The sequence below is a fragment of the Clostridium sp. MCC344 genome (genome assembly GCF_018785365.1).
Classification (GTDB): Bacteria; Bacillota; Clostridia; order Lachnospirales; family Lachnospiraceae; genus Pilosibacter.
The window spans coordinates 74,324-89,101 of sequence record NZ_WQPQ01000024.1 but is presented as its reverse complement, the minus strand read 5'-3'; the positions used below and the strand labels follow the sequence as shown (position 1 = coordinate 89,101).

Sequence of the window (14,778 nt, the reverse complement as noted above, 5' to 3'; positions counted from 1 at the left end):
GGACAATCCCGCAGCTGTTTTTCAGCCATAAAATTGCATAACCTAATTCTGTTTCACCGATCCATGCAGATTTGCATGGACGATAAACATCAAACTGTCTTATGCGCGGCGGCTTGCTGCCTGATATGCATATAAGGCTGCACCAAGCGCACCGTTATACTGTGTCAGAGGAGATCTGTGGATCTCACATCCAAGCTCATTCTGAAGAGCTTTGACAACACCGTCGTTCTGTGCGACACCGCCAGTCATGACGAGTGCCGGAACCACTCCGATCCGGTGTGCGAGTCCAGTGACACGGTGAGCCACGGAGCGGTGGATACCTGCGATAATATCACATTTGTCGGTTCCCATCGACAGCTGGCTGATAACCTCGCTCTCCGCAAATACGGTACATGTGGAGCTGATCTCGACTCTCTTTTTGGAGAGGGAATCAAGATGACCAAGATCCTGGACCTTTACTTCAAGAACGCCTGCCATTACGTCGAGGAATCTTCCGGTTCCTGCAGCGCACTTGTCGTTCATCTGGAAGTTGGTCATTGCACCGTTGTCAATATGAAGAACCTTAACGTCCTGACCGCCGATATCAATGACAGTGTGAACGTCAGGGAACAGGAAGTAAGCCCCCCTTGCGTGGCAGGATAACTCACTCATCTGTTTGTCTGCAAAATTCATTAAAGAGTTACGACCGTATCCTGTTGCCAGGGTAAAAGCCACATCCTCTTTTTTCATACCTGCGTTTTCCAGCACTGCATCGATCGCGCGCTGTGGGCCGCTGGTACCTGCACCTACATCGATCAGGGATTTCGCTACGATCTCCTCGCCATCCTTCAGCATGATGCATTTGGATGCCGTGGATCCTACGTCGATTCCCAGGGTGTAAATTGCACTCATAATAACCTCCGGGTATACTGAAAATGTAAAATGAAACTGGCTTTGTTATACCAGTATATCCAGGCCAGAGAAAGTACTCCCCTGGCCTGGATACGTATCATTTTACTCTATCCTTCAGTCAGAATCAAGCTTTTTTAAATGTGTTCCACTCACGGATCGCACGCGGTGTTACCATCTGATGGAACGGGCAGATAGACTCCGGATTCTGGTAAGCAGACTCTGTGAATGCCTGGATGTACGGACGGATCTCTGTAAGATCAACGATCTCGTCAGCCATACCCTTGATTGTGCAGTATTTCGGACGGGACTTGTCGTGGTACATCTGGATCATGTCGTTCATCTTGTCGATGATCGGCTGGAGATCCTCGCCGGCCTTCTTAGCCTTAACAAGTTTTCTGGAGTACATAGCGTTTGCTGCTGTCTCACCCGGCATTACATAGTACTCAGAAGCGCCTGTTGCAAGGGAGAATACGTTTGTATCGTTGCCCTGCGGTCCGCCAAGTACGTAGTGAGCAGCTGCGGATGCCTTACGAAGTGTAACCTCTAAGGACGGAAGCTTGGAGTTCTGGATGGAGTAGATCAGAGACTGACCAAGACCAAGAAGCTCAGCCTTCTCAGCGTCATCACCTACATCGATACCAGTTGTATCCTGTAACCAGATCAGCGGGATTCTGTCACGAGCGCAAAGTGTTACGAACTCGTTCATCTTGATCAGGCCCTGACGATATAACTTTCCGCCGATACCAACAGAGTTCTGTTTGTACTCCGGATAGTTCATAAGGAGACCCTGAACGTTTGCTACAACACCAACGAGAAGTCCGTTTACTTTAGCAAGACCTGTTACAACCTCCGGGCCGTAACCGTTCTTGTACTCAGCGAACTCACTGCCGTCGAAGAGACGGCCGATTACATCGTAGATATCGTACGGACGTTTCTGGTTCATCGGGATGATGCTGTAAAGGTCCTCTGCCGGAAGAGCCGGTGCCTTCGGATCATCAACACGGAAGAACTCGAGGTTGTATGCCGGAAGGTAGCTAACGTACTTCTTGATGCCCTCGATTACGCCGTAATCGTTTTCATATACTTCACGGAAGAAACCAGTCTCGTCGTAGTGAACCGGAACGGAACCCGGAGCCGGAACGTGCTTCTTGCCGTTTTCGATCTGTGCTGCGATGATCTGCTCAGCAGACTCTTCGTCAATATATCCCTTCGGGTTCATACCGGAAAGAATACCAGCGCCGCCTACTGCCATGTTTGCCTGGCTGTGTGCGATAAGGATTGTCGGGGAAATGCTGTGGTATCCGCCGCCTGCCGGGTTTGTTCCGTAGATACCTACGATAACCGGAACACCAAGCTGGTTTAACTCAGCGTTACGGAAGAACGGTGTACCGCCGCCGCGTCTGTTCGGGTAAACCTTATCCTGGTTCGGGAACTCAACGCCGGAGCAGTTTAACAGATACACGAGCGGAAGGTGGAGCATCTTAGCTGCATCGGAAGCACGCAGAAGGTTGTCTGCCTGTCCCGGTACCCATGCGCCGGCCATCTTCTTGTTATCGGAAGCGATGATGTAAACCCATTTTCCGTTTACACGGCCAAGTCCGTTAAGAATGTTTGTTGTACCGAACTTGTTGCCTTCCGGGTTGTAAAGGCTGTTTAACGGGCACCATGTTCCCTCATCAATGAGAGCGTTGATACGCTGCATTGCGGAGAGCTGTCCGCGCTCGTTTAACTTCTCTTCTGTTGTGATACCAGCTGCAAGAGCTTTCTCGATGGACTCATGGATGTCAGCCTCTACGGCTTTGATCTCTTTTGCGTTCTCGTCATTTACATTTACCAGCTCTTTACCAACAGTAGGCATTTCCTGGAAATATTTCGGCATGGAAAAGTAACCCATGTTCTTCCTCCTTATATATACGCGATCGCTGCGGTCAGCGGTTTTTGCCAGTCACTGACCGCGGCATGATTATATTTTAAATGATCGTTTCGATTACTTTGTTTCCTTCGGAACTTTGATGAATGCCTGACCTGGGTCGATCTCTTCACGAATTACGCGGATGATCTCCGGATCCGGACCTTCCATAAGCTGAGCTCTTGTGGTATCGATCTCGAAACCTGTGTTCTCCTGAACCATTTCCGGAGAGGAGAATGGATAGTAGTAAGCAAGGTACATTCTCTTGGTCTCTTCGTCGAACTTCATGATACCAAGATCTGTAACTACCATCTGCGGTCCGCGGTTGCCCGGAAGACCTGCTCTCTCACGTCCGCCAGGGCCGTCCATCCAGCCACAGCTTGTGATGTAATCAACATGCTCCATGAATCTTCTCTTCTGGTGCTGCATCATGATGATGGTGTTGCAGAATGTAGCGATACCGTTAGCTCCGCCGGAACCTGTGAAACGGGTTGTCGGCTGAACGTAGTCGCCCTTACCGAAGATACATGTGGAGTTTACGTTACCGTACGGGTCGATCTGAGCGCCGCCGATGAAAGCGATCATACGGTCAGCGTCATGAAGCCACTCATTTGCCTCGAAGCCTACGAAACGAACGTTCGGCCACTGTACTGCACAGTGAGCCATGAAACGGTTATCACCTACGGAACGCGGTACCTCTACCGGTGAGCAGTCCATAAGTCCGCTCTCTACGATCGGGTGGCAACTCGGGCAAACCACACGCTTCGCAAGGGAAGCACCGATTAACGGAAGACCGGTACCAACGATAACGATCTGGTTCTCTTTAATGTTTTTTGCGATGGCATAAGCCTGCATTTCCTGCTTTGTATACTTTGTATAATCAGCCATTTTTGAATTTCCCTCCCTCAATTAGTGTCTGGTAGAATAGCCAAGATGCGGCTCATTCTTAAGGTTCATGAGGCGAGCGCCGCCAAGGACATTAAGAAGATCATCCTGATCCTTGCAGCCGTATACATATTTCTGGAGGTAATCCTTGAAGGTCTCCGGAATCTTTGTGCCATTAGCAGCATCCTCTGCAGCCTGTTTTGCAACTTCTGCAGCCTTTGCAAGCTTCTCGTCTTCCGGTTTAGCAGCAGCAGCCTTCTCAGCCTTTGCAGCAGCCTTTGCGAGCTGTGCCTTAGCATCCTCAGCATCAAGGTACTTGGAAGCCTTATCGTACTCCTTAAGTCCCTTATCATCATCATCATAGTAGCCATAGCACTGTGCCGGCCATGCACCGTACGGAGCACGAACAACAGCGTCTACGCACTCGCCGAAGATTCTTGTCTTTGTAGGATCACGGCGGATGTACTCGTCACTTACGATCTCCTCGCATGTAACGATCGTGCGTTTTGCAGCGATAGCGATATCAACATCGTGGAACTCATCACCATCGATAATGCAGGTTCCATCCGGAGATGCCTGCTGTACATGGATGATCGCGCAGTCAAGCTTCGGAACCGGAACAGCAAGAAGTTTCTCGCCCGGCTCAAACGGGTTCTCGATATCTACGCATTTGAGGTTGTCAACGCCTTCCATTGTTTTTCTCTTCTCTTCGCTGATGCCCCAGAATTTAACAAGGCCGGAACCCTGCATCATTCTTACCGGGAGATACGGAAGACCAAGAGAAGCTGCGTGAAGCTGTAACATAAGAACGTCCTGAGAGTAGTCCTCGTATGTAAGCTCACCTTTCTCGATTGCAGCACGGAAACGACGCGCAACGTTTGTATAACCAGAGTTTGCTGTGTAGCAGTTGATGTAAGCTCTTACACGACCCTCACCGATTAATGAATCCCAGTCTCCACCTGCCGGTCCGGACCAGCCTACAAAACCAGTTTTACCCTGACGAAGGATCTCGTAAACAGCAGCATACGGTTTACGGTTTGTTGTGAATCCGCCGAGGCAGAGTACGTCGTTATCTTGTACGTACTTTTCTACGGCATCGTGTAATGACATAACTTTATTAGCCACAATAAAGCCTCCTTTATTTATATTTGCAGTAAAAAGGCCTGCCTGTTCTCCTCAGACAGGCCTGTACTGCTTTTTAGTTCCTGTAAAAATATACCATGTTATGAAACGAATTTCAACTTCGATTCCATTTCTGGAATGGATTTTATCAAGATTTGAACATCAGCATGAAGTAACCGGCTGCTACTGCAGAACCGATAACGCCAGCTACGTTCGGGCCCATAGCGTGCATCAGAAGGAAGTTGGTCGGGTTCTCTTTCGCACCAACTGTCTGAGAAACACGGGCTGCCATCGGAACTGCAGATACACCTGCGGAACCGATTAACGGGTTGATCTTACCGCCTGTGATCGCGCAGAGAACTTTACCAAGCAGGATACCACCGACTGTCGCGAAAGCGAAAGCAAGAAGACCCATAGCGATGATGGCAAGTGTCTGGACACGAAGGAAGATCTCACCATTTGCTGTAGCACCTACGGTTGTACCGAGCATGATTGTAACCATGTTGCAGAGTGCGTTCTGTGCAGTATCGGAAAGTCTTCCGGTAACGCCGGACTCACGGAACAGGTTACCGAGCATCAGCATACCAAGAAGCGGTGCTACGGACGGAAGAAGCAGGGAGCAGAACAGAACAACGAATACCGGGAATACGACTTTCTCGACTTTGCTGACTTTTCTTAACTGCTTCATAACGATCTGACGCTCTTTCTTTGTTGTAAGGAGCTTCATGATCGGCGGCTGGATCAGCGGGATCAGAGCCATGTAAGAATACGCGGCTACGGCGATCGGAGCTACAAGATCCGGAGCCAGGTTATTTGCGATATAGATCGCGGTCGGGCCATCAGCACCGCCGATGATACCGATCGCTGCACACTCACCCGGTGTGAAAAGTCCTGTTGCATTTGCAAGTGTAAATGCAACATAGATACCGAACTGAGCGGCTGCACCAAGAAGCAGGCTGACCGGATTCGCGATCAACGGACCGAAGTCTGTCATCGCGCCGACTGCCATGAAGATCAGGCACGGGAATAAGCTGGACTTAACGCCCATGTACATAATTCTTAACACACCGGACTGATACCAGTGATCTGCCTCATTCATAAGACCTGCAAGCGGAAGGTTCGCAAGGAACATACCGAATGCGATCGGGAGCAGAAGGAGCGGCTCGAACTGCTTCTTGATTGCAAGATATAATAAAACGAAGGATACAAGGAGCATAACGCCCTGCTGCCAGGTGATTGCGGCGAAACCTGACTGAGCGAGGAGCTCCGAGAAAACTGAAAGTATATTCACGTGTGGCACCTCCCGCTTAGTTTAAGGTAACCAGAACTGCACCTGTCTCAACGGAATCGCCTGTGCTTACATTGATAGCTGCAACAGTTCCTGCTGCCGGAGCAACGATCTCTGTTTCCATCTTCATAGCTTCCATAACGATTACGCACTGACCGTAGCTTACTGCGTCACCGACTTTAACCTTGATGTCAAGGATCTTACCTGGCATCGGAGCTTCTACTGTCTGTCCACCTGCGGACGGAGCTGCTGCCGGTGCTGGTGCCGGAGCCGGTGCTGGTGCCGGAGCTGCCTTCGGTGCCGGTGCTGCTGCCGGAGCCGGAGCTGCCTTCGGTGCCGGTGCTGCTGCGAGGATCGGTGCCGGTGCGCTTACCTGTGCGCCTCTGTCAAGCGGTCTGTACTCGTCTACTCTCTCGATCTCAACTTCATACTTTTTTCCGTTTAATGTTGCAACGTATTTCATTTCTTTTAATACATCCTTTCCTTTTTTGCGTGCAGCTGATTCATATTCGCATAGCTGCTTTTGCTTTTACATTTGGTTTTTTTACAGTTCCTTGATACTTACTACACGGAACTCTTCCCCGGACAATCTTGCTTCCTCACTGACTGCCGCGAGAAGCACTGCATAGGATTCTTCATCGATGGCCGGAGCCGGTGCTGCAACTGCCGCAGCTGCCTTTGGCGCACTGGTCTTAAATAAAGCACCGATGATCTTGGAGATAATAATAACCGCAACTGCGAGCACTGCAAGTGCTGAGAAAACGACTAACAATCCAACGAGTGAAATGACAATCGAATCCGCAACGGTCATACCGCCTGTCCACATATACTTACCGCACCTCCTTCGTTTCGTTTCATTTAAGAAACTTTTGTTGGTTAGTTATTCCGTATTATGAAATGCATTCCACATTTTTCTCAGCGCATAAGGGTACTTGACAAATCAGCACCCATAAACACATTGTTTCTATGCAGTTTTCACAATATCGTAATTTGAGTATATCAGCTTTCTGCGCAAATGTCAACAAAGCCGATTGAAAAAAATTTATCAAATATACTAATTCAACGTGATATAAAGACAAGTACAGCTTATGTCCTTATATTGACAAACCTACTCTGTTAGTACTGTTTTCCAGTCCTGACCGTTCCGTTTTCACTGCTGTCTCGGCACATTCCTGCGCCGGAGTGCTTCGCTTGCGACAGTCTTCAGCCTCGTGCGAGTTTGCAAAAACCGCCCGTCAACTCCTGCATGATATGCATGAATCGACGGGCGGTCACAGTCTCAGATATGGTTCCCGATTTACGGCTGTTTTCCAATATAAGCAAGGATTCCGCCGTCGACGTAGAGGATATGTCCGTTCACGAAATCAGATGCCTCAGATGCGAGGAATACCGCCGGTCCCTTTAAGTCCTCGACAGTCCCCCATCTCGCTGCCGGTGTCTTCGCGATGATGAACTGGTCAAACGGGTGACGGGAGCCGTCCGCCTGGCGCTCTCTTAACGGCGCCGTCTGGGATGTCGCGATATAGCCAGGTCCGATGCCGTTGCACTGGATGTTGTATTCTCCGTACTCGGAGGCGATGTTCTTTGTGAGCATCTTTAATCCGCCCTTTGCAGCCGCATATGCAGATACAGTCTCTCTTCCGAGTTCGGACATCATGGAGCAGATGTTGATGATCTTGCCGGATCTCTTTTTCATCATCGACGGGAGAACCGCCTTCGCCATGATAAACGGTGCGTTCAGGTCGACATCAATGACCTTGCGGAACTCTTCCGCACTCATCTCATGCATCGGGATCCTCCGGATCATTCCCGCATTGTTTACAAGAATGTCCACAGTGCCGATCTTCTCCTCGATGTCAGCGATCATCTTCTTTACCGCTTCCTCGTCCGTGACGTCGCAGACATATCCGTGGGCATCGATACCTTTTTCTTTGTATGCGGCAAGTCCGCGCTTTAAGGACTCCTCATTGCTGCAGTTAAACACCACGGTCGCTCCCGCTTCCGCATAGCTCTCCGCGATCGCGAAACCGATCCCGTGTGCCCCGCCTGTTACCAGAGCGATCTTTCCTTCCAGGGAAAACATGTTTTTCTTATCCATTTTGTCTGTTTCCTTTCTCTCTATAAATAATAAGGTATCGATCATCCTGCCGTCATCCGTTCTTTCGTTCAGGATATCTTATTTTAAATCTGTAGGAGTGATCGTGTCCATATCGTCAAACTCCTGGTTCTCTCCGCCCATCGCCCAGATGAAGGTGTAGTTGGAGGTTCCGGCTCCGCAGTGGATGCTCCATGACGGGCTGATCACCGCCTCCTCATTCTTCATGACGATGTGTCTCGTCTCCGTCGGCTCACCCATAAAATGCATGACCACCTGGTTCTCCGGAACTTCAAAATACATATAAATCTCCATGCGGCGCTCATGTGTGTGGCACGGCATGCTGTTCCAGACACTGCCCGGTTCCAGGGCCGTCATTCCCATGGACAGCTGGCATGTTTTTAAAACGTCCGGATGGATAAACTGGTTGATGACTCTCTTATTGGACGTGTTAGAGTCACCGAGCGGACGTTTCGCAGCATCCTTTAAGGTGATGAGTCTCGTCTCGTAAGATGTGTGGGCCGGCGCACTCACCATATAGAATTTTGCCGGAGCATTTTCATTGTCGCTGGCAAAAATCACTTCTTTCGTACCTTTTGTGATGTAAAGGCAGTCTTTATAATCAAGATGGTACTCCACCCCATCGGCTGTGATCGATCCGGAACCGCCGATGTTGAAAATCCCGATCTCACGGCGCTCAAGGAAGTAATGAGTCCCGAAGTTTTTCCAGCAATCGATCCCTTTTTCGATGGAAACATGTTCTTTCACCGGCATGCAGCCCAGTGTCACCATGCGGTCTACATGAGAGTAGACAGATACCACCTCGTCCGGGCGGTAGAGATCCTGGATCAGGAACTCATTTCTCAGTTCTTCTGTCGTGTAGCGTTTTACATCTCTCTGATTTGCGGAATAGCGAATATCCATATGTTCTATACCCCTTTTTATATGATATTGTGGTCAGAAGTCCGCTCCTATCTCCGCAGACAGACCTACAGAAAGCATCGGAACTCCTGACCCTGACAGCATTCTATGCAGAACGACAAATTTTGTCATCCTATCTGACTATCTGACTTTTTTCGCGGCGTACCGGAGTGCTCCGACGCCAAAAAGCGCCAGAAGGAAAGCGTCCAGCACCAGGAACATGATCGCCGCCTGGAAGCCCAGCCTGTCCGCAAGGACTCCGATCACCTGCGGGGTCAGGATCCCGCCTAGGGAACCGATCCCCGTAAACACCGACATTCCAAGCGGGGAATTTCCCATGAGATCGCCGGTAAAGGCCGTCGTTGTCGGGAATGCGCCCGCCATGCCAAGACCGAGAAGAACCAGGGCTGCCACCGCCATCGCCGTATTGCCTGCGAATACAAGGATCAGCACCGAGGCAAACTGAAGAACGGAGATCACAGCCAGGATCTTTGCCGGCGGCACATTCTTCGAGATCGAAGCGATCACGATCCTGCCGATCATGATCATGATCCAGGTTACAGACACCATAACGGTCGCGAGACTTGCGGACATAAATCCGGTGCTCTTTAAATAGGTAACAAACCACCCGTTTACGGAGTTTTCAAGTCCCATATAGAAGAACAGTGCGCCGACTGCCAGGAGAAATCCTGTATTTTTTAAGAACCAGAGCTTGTCCTTCTGTCCTGATGCCGGACCATTCTCCTCTCCTGCCGGTTTCTTTTCTTCCTTTTCGATCTTGCGGTAATCCATCGTCGCATAAGAAACAACGATGAGAACCGTGAGGACTGCAAGAAGCTGTAAGATCGTCTTCCAGTTCATCCCCGCACCCATAAGGATCATGGTGACAAACGGGGACAGGAACGCGCCCACCGCATACCACATGTGGAGCAGGTTTAAATATTTGTTGGAGCTCCCCGTCACCTGACGGATCGCGTGGTTATTGATGATCGTGATCATTCCCTTTGTAATACCGATGAGAAAGATCATCACATAGAGAACCGGGACCGGAAGTCCGAATGTAAATAAAAGCAGGCAGACCGGATACGGGATCGCGAGGACCACGACAGCCATCTTCTGGGACATCATCCCGCAAAATACCGGGTAGACCAGGCTGGAACATAAGTTTCCGATCGCCAGGAACGACAGCAGACCGCCCGCCGCCGTAAAGCTCAGGTTTCTCTCTTCGATCAGGTTTGGCAGGATGACTCCGAAGATCAGGATGACCATTCCGCTGATAAAATAAGCCAGATAACAGTGATCGATCACCGACCGCCTGTCTTCTCTCGTGATTTCCATCATATGTGTTCTCCCACAAAAAGCTTCTGAAAGGCGCCGCAGTGACCGGATCCTCTCCGCTTTATTGAATTTTTCTCCATACTTTTCCATCATATCACCTTTTTTCCGTCAAGACAAGGAGGATTTCCCCTGATATTCCATCTTGTGGAATTTTTATACTATTATTTTGTAAGAATTTTCCACTCCGAAAATTCCGCAGGATACTTTTCGCTGTGGATTTTCTGGTCTGAAAATCCGTAATTCGTTGACACTCTCCCCGACTTACTATACAATAAGAGGAAACAGTGTCTGCCGCCTGCCATTTCCGGCAGTTTCCGGCAGTTTCTCCCGTCTCTGCGGAGAGGGGGCAAAATAAGGAGGATAAAAGGTATTATGAAGGACATAAAGAAGGTGACGTTGATCGGTCTCGGCGCGATGGGGGTATTTTTTGCGCCGCGTATTTCAGAAAAACTTGGGGCTGATTTCCGGATCCTCGCGGATGGTGCGAGAAAAGAGCGCCTGGAGCGAAAAGGTGTGACCGTCAACACGATCAATTATCGATTTCCGATCATCACCCCGGATGTAGAGGGAGATCCGGCAGATCTCGTCATCATCGCGGTAAAAGGATATGATCTGGAGCAGGCGATCAAAGATATCAGAAATCAGGTCGGAAAGGACACAATCATCCTCTCCGTATTAAACGGCGTCGAGAGTGAAAAGCAGGTTGCAGCTGTCTATGGAGAAGAACATGTCCTGTATTCCTACATGCGGATCAGCATTGTCATGAAGGACGGAAAGACAGAGTTCGATCCTCACAAGGGTTCGATCCACTTCGGGGATCTGAAGAATGATCCGGAACACTATTCCGAGAATGTTCTCGCAGTAAAGAATCTGTTCGATCTCTGCGGGATCGACTATAAGGTCGATGCAGACATGTTAAAAGGCATCTGGTTCAAATTCATGTGCAATGTCGCCGAAAATATGACCTGTGCGATGTTCGGCGTTCCATTCGGCGCTTTCCAGAAGAGCGATGACGCCAATTATTTCCGTCACAAAGCCATGTGGGAAGTGATCCATGTCGCCAATAAACTTGGAATCGACATTGGTCAGAACGAGATCGACCGCCAGGAGCACACGATCGGACGTCTTCCATATGAAAATAAGCCGTCCACACTCCAGGATCTGGAAACCGGAAAGCATACGGAAGTCGATATGTTTGCCGGTACCGTTGTACGTCTCGGGAAAGAACTCGGCGTTGAGACTCCGGTCTGCGAGTGTTTCCTTCATGGGATCCATCTGATCGAGGACCGGATGTTCGGAGTTATCTAAGTCTCATACTTCTGCATGTTTAAAGCTGTCCGCTGTTTGTTTCTGCGGACAGCCTTTCTTTTTGTTTTTCTCTTTTCTGCTTCTTTTTCATCCTGTTTTCCCGGCAAAACCTTATTTTATTAGTTCTTTGGGCAATACTGAAAACAACCTTGCATTTCCCGACGGACTGTATTATATTAAACATATGAACGATGGTTCATATGTTTATGTATAAATAGATTGCAAATATAATTCTTAGGAGGCCGACTCTATGGATGAATTAGAAAGAACCAAGCAGGAACCGGATGAGCATGAAGCTGAAGAATGCTGCTGCGGACACCATCATCACCACGATGAGGACCACTGCTGTGGACACGAACACGGCGAGCATCATGACGCGCATCACGACGAGCACCATGAACACAAACACTGCGGCTGCGGACACCACCATCACCACGATGGCGAGGACCACTGCTGCGATGATGACGATGATGACGATTGCTGTGGACATGAGCACGGCGAGCATCACGAAGGTCACGAGGAACACCACCACGCTTCCACTCCGAAATCTGAGTGCATCGTCTACGTGATGAAAAACATCGACTGTGCAAACTGTTCCGCAAAGATCGAAAAAAAGATCCAGGAACTCCCGGAAGTCGATGACTGTATCCTGACGTTTGCGACAAGGCAGCTCCGTGTCTACTCTTCCGAGGGCACCAAACTTCTCCCGAAAATGCAGGCGATCGCCGATCAGATCGAACCCGGAACCATCATCGAGGTCCGCCCGAAGAATCCAAAGGCTGTCTGCACAGTCTATGTGATGAAAAACATCGACTGCGCGAACTGTTCCGCAAAGATCGAGAAAAAGATCCAGGAACTCCCGGAAGTCGACGATTGTATCCTGACGTTCGCGACAAGACAGCTCCGTGTCTACTCTTCCGAGGGGACAAAGCTTCTCCCGAAGATGCAGGAGATCGCTGATCAGATCGAACCTGGAACCGTCATCGAGATCCGTGAGGAAGGAAAGCCGTCCTCCGACACCCACGACGACAAACACGACCACGATATTCCGGAGCTGCTCGCCGGAGCTGCTTTATTTATCATCGGTGAGCTTCTCTCCCATTCGATGCCGCCGGTATCGATCGGCTGTTTTGTGATCGCCTATCTGATCCTCGGACGTGAAGTCCTCCTCACCGCACTCAAGAACATGAAGTCCGGCCATGTCATGGACGAAAACTTCTTGATGAGCGTTGCAACGATCGGTGCGTTCGCGATCGGTGAATTCGGCGAGGCGGTCGGCGTTATGCTCTTCTACCGTGTCGGTGAAGCGTTCGAGCACCGCGCAGTCGAGAAGAGCCGCAGTCAGATCATGGAAGCCGTCGATCTCCGCCCGGAGACTGTTCTTCTGGATGAGAACGGCACTGTCCGGGAGATCCCGGCCGGTTCTGCCGCCGTTGGAAATATCGTGCAGATCCGCCCCGGCGACCGCATCCCTCTCGACGGAGTCGTTGTCGAGGGCGAGAGCCGCATCGATACCTCCCCGATCACCGGAGAGCCGGTTCCGGTATCCGTAACAGTCGGAAGCACCCTGACCTCCGGCTGCGTCAATACCTCCGGTCTCTTAAAGATGCGCGTGGAAAAAGAGCTCTCCGAGTCCATGGTCACAAGGATCCTGGATTCTGTAGAGAACGCTGCAGCCAGCAAGCCACAGGCGGAACGCTTTATCACAAAATTTGCACGGGTATACACCCCGTTCGTCGTTGCTCTCGCAGCAGCGACCGCGATCATTCCGTCCCTGATCACCGGAAACTGGTCCCACTGGATCTACACAGCGCTTACCTTCCTGGTAATCAGCTGTCCATGTGCCCTCGTTTTAAGCGTACCGCTCGCATTCTTCTCCGGGATCGGCGCCGGATCCAGAAAAGGGATCCTCTTTAAAGGCGGGATCGCCCTGGAAACACTGAAAAATGTAAAGACCGTCGTCATGGATAAGACAGGAACCATCACAAAGGGCAATTTCATTGTCCAGGACATTGTTCCTTCCGCAAATTACACAGCAGCCGAAGTCCTTCAGGCTGCAGCTGCATGTGAGACCGCTTCCACCCACCCGATCGGCACAAGCATCCTTCTCGCAGCAAAAGAGCAGGATCTGAGCCTCGAAAACCCGGCACAGCTTGAAGAGATTTCCGGAAAGGGCATTCATGCCAGACTTTCCTGTGGAGATGTCCTCTGCGGAAACAGAAAGCTCCTGACCGAGTTCAACGTGGACTGCGGTACTTACGATGAAAACGGAGCCGTCACCACCGTTTATGTAGCGATCAATGGTACTTTCGCCGGAACGATCCAGATCTCCGACACGATCAAGCCGGAGGCAAAGGATGCGATCAGGACATTAAAATCCATGGGGATCCGCTCCGCAATGCTCACCGGTGACGGGGAAGCCGCTGCCGAAGCTGTTGCGGATGCTGTCGGGATCGACCATGTTTATGCAAAGCTTCTCCCTGCCGACAAACTGGAAATCCTGCAGAAACTCCGCGCCGAGAGCGGCAGCGCGATGTTCGTCGGCGATGGGATCAATGACGCACCGGTTCTCGCAGGCGCCGACGTCGGAGCTGCGATGGGCAGTGGTGCGGATGCCGCGATCGAAGCTGCTGATGTCGTATTTATGACTTCCAGTATGGATGCGATCCCGACCGCGATCAGGATCGCAAAGAGCACCGGCGCGATCTCCAACCAGAACGTTGTGTTCGCACTCGCAGTAAAGGCACTCGTCATGGTACTGGGACTCATGGGAATCGCCTCCATGTGGCTCGCCGTGTTCGCCGATACAGGAGTGGCGATCCTCTGCGTATTGAATTCCATCCGGATCCTGTACAAAAAATAAAGCAGGAAATTCCATCTGGATTTCCCCCTAATCATTAAAAAGCTCTGAAGAACCTTTTCACATTGTTCTTCAGAGCTTTTTCTTATGCCCGATCATATTTTCACACCTTCGTCTGGTTTCAGGCATATATCTTTCACGGTCCGGACTTTTTTCACGCA

At 50.4% G+C, this 14,778-nt stretch carries 12 protein-coding genes; 2 read left to right on the top strand and 10 right to left on the bottom strand.

Annotated features, from left to right (window positions below):
* Positions 1 to 99: 99 nt before the first annotated feature.
* From hgdC to GPK90_RS08275, 10 genes are all read right to left on the bottom strand, one after another.
* Positions 100 to 891: a (R)-2-hydroxyglutaryl-CoA dehydratase activase HgdC gene (gene hgdC / locus GPK90_RS08320; protein WP_118529656.1), complete on the bottom strand. Its 792-nt coding sequence runs from the start codon at positions 889 to 891 to the stop codon at positions 100 to 102.
* A 124-nt stretch (positions 892 to 1,015) separates the two neighbouring features.
* The gene (locus GPK90_RS08315) at positions 1,016 to 2,785 is read right to left on the bottom strand and encodes an acyl-CoA carboxylase subunit beta (RefSeq protein ID WP_118529655.1); all 1,770 of its coding nucleotides are present in this window, start codon (positions 2,783 to 2,785) and stop codon (positions 1,016 to 1,018) included.
* Positions 2,786 to 2,878: 93 nt separating this feature from the next.
* Entirely contained in the window at positions 2,879 to 3,688 is an 810-nt protein-coding gene (gene gctB, locus GPK90_RS08310) for a glutaconate CoA-transferase subunit B (protein WP_021904092.1), read from the bottom strand.
* Between the two features lie 21 nt (positions 3,689 to 3,709).
* Entirely contained in the window at positions 3,710 to 4,810 is a 1,101-nt protein-coding gene (locus tag GPK90_RS08305) for a CoA-transferase (protein ID WP_346011226.1), read from the bottom strand.
* A 145-nt stretch (positions 4,811 to 4,955) separates the two neighbouring features.
* The gene (locus GPK90_RS08300) at positions 4,956 to 6,098 is read right to left on the bottom strand and encodes a sodium ion-translocating decarboxylase subunit beta (protein ID WP_182426595.1); all 1,143 of its coding nucleotides are present in this window, start codon (positions 6,096 to 6,098) and stop codon (positions 4,956 to 4,958) included.
* 16 nt (positions 6,099 to 6,114) lie between these two features.
* Positions 6,115 to 6,558 (bottom strand): acyl-CoA carboxylase biotin carboxyl carrier protein subunit, encoded by a 444-nt coding sequence (locus tag GPK90_RS08295; RefSeq protein ID WP_118603703.1) that lies wholly within the window; start codon positions 6,556 to 6,558, stop codon positions 6,115 to 6,117.
* A gap of 81 nt (positions 6,559 to 6,639) precedes the next feature.
* Positions 6,640 to 6,921 carry an OadG family transporter subunit gene (locus GPK90_RS08290; RefSeq protein WP_118299239.1) on the bottom strand — a complete coding sequence of 94 codons (282 nt, stop codon included), beginning with the start codon at positions 6,919 to 6,921 and terminating at the stop codon, positions 6,640 to 6,642.
* 471 nt (positions 6,922 to 7,392) lie between these two features.
* Entirely contained in the window at positions 7,393 to 8,193 is an 801-nt protein-coding gene (locus GPK90_RS08285; RefSeq protein WP_215702708.1) for a gluconate 5-dehydrogenase, read from the bottom strand.
* Between the two features lie 78 nt (positions 8,194 to 8,271).
* A complete protein-coding gene (kduI, locus tag GPK90_RS08280) occupies positions 8,272 to 9,114 on the bottom strand; it encodes a 5-dehydro-4-deoxy-D-glucuronate isomerase (protein WP_118650541.1) in 843 nt (280 codons plus the stop codon).
* A 138-nt stretch (positions 9,115 to 9,252) separates the two neighbouring features.
* Entirely contained in the window at positions 9,253 to 10,452 is a 1,200-nt protein-coding gene (locus GPK90_RS08275; RefSeq protein WP_215702707.1) for an MFS transporter, read from the bottom strand.
* 369 nt (positions 10,453 to 10,821) lie between these two features.
* Here GPK90_RS08275 and GPK90_RS08270 point away from each other — a divergent pair, with 369 nt between their 5' ends.
* Both GPK90_RS08270 and GPK90_RS08265 read left to right on the top strand, forming a co-directional pair.
* Positions 10,822 to 11,757 carry a ketopantoate reductase family protein gene (locus tag GPK90_RS08270; RefSeq protein WP_118529650.1) on the top strand — a complete coding sequence of 312 codons (936 nt, stop codon included), beginning with the start codon at positions 10,822 to 10,824 and terminating at the stop codon, positions 11,755 to 11,757.
* A gap of 250 nt (positions 11,758 to 12,007) precedes the next feature.
* On the top strand, positions 12,008 to 14,620 hold the full coding sequence (locus tag GPK90_RS08265; RefSeq protein WP_215702706.1) for a heavy metal translocating P-type ATPase: 2,613 nt from the start codon (positions 12,008 to 12,010) through the stop codon (positions 14,618 to 14,620).
* Positions 14,621 to 14,778: the final 158 nt, after the last annotated feature.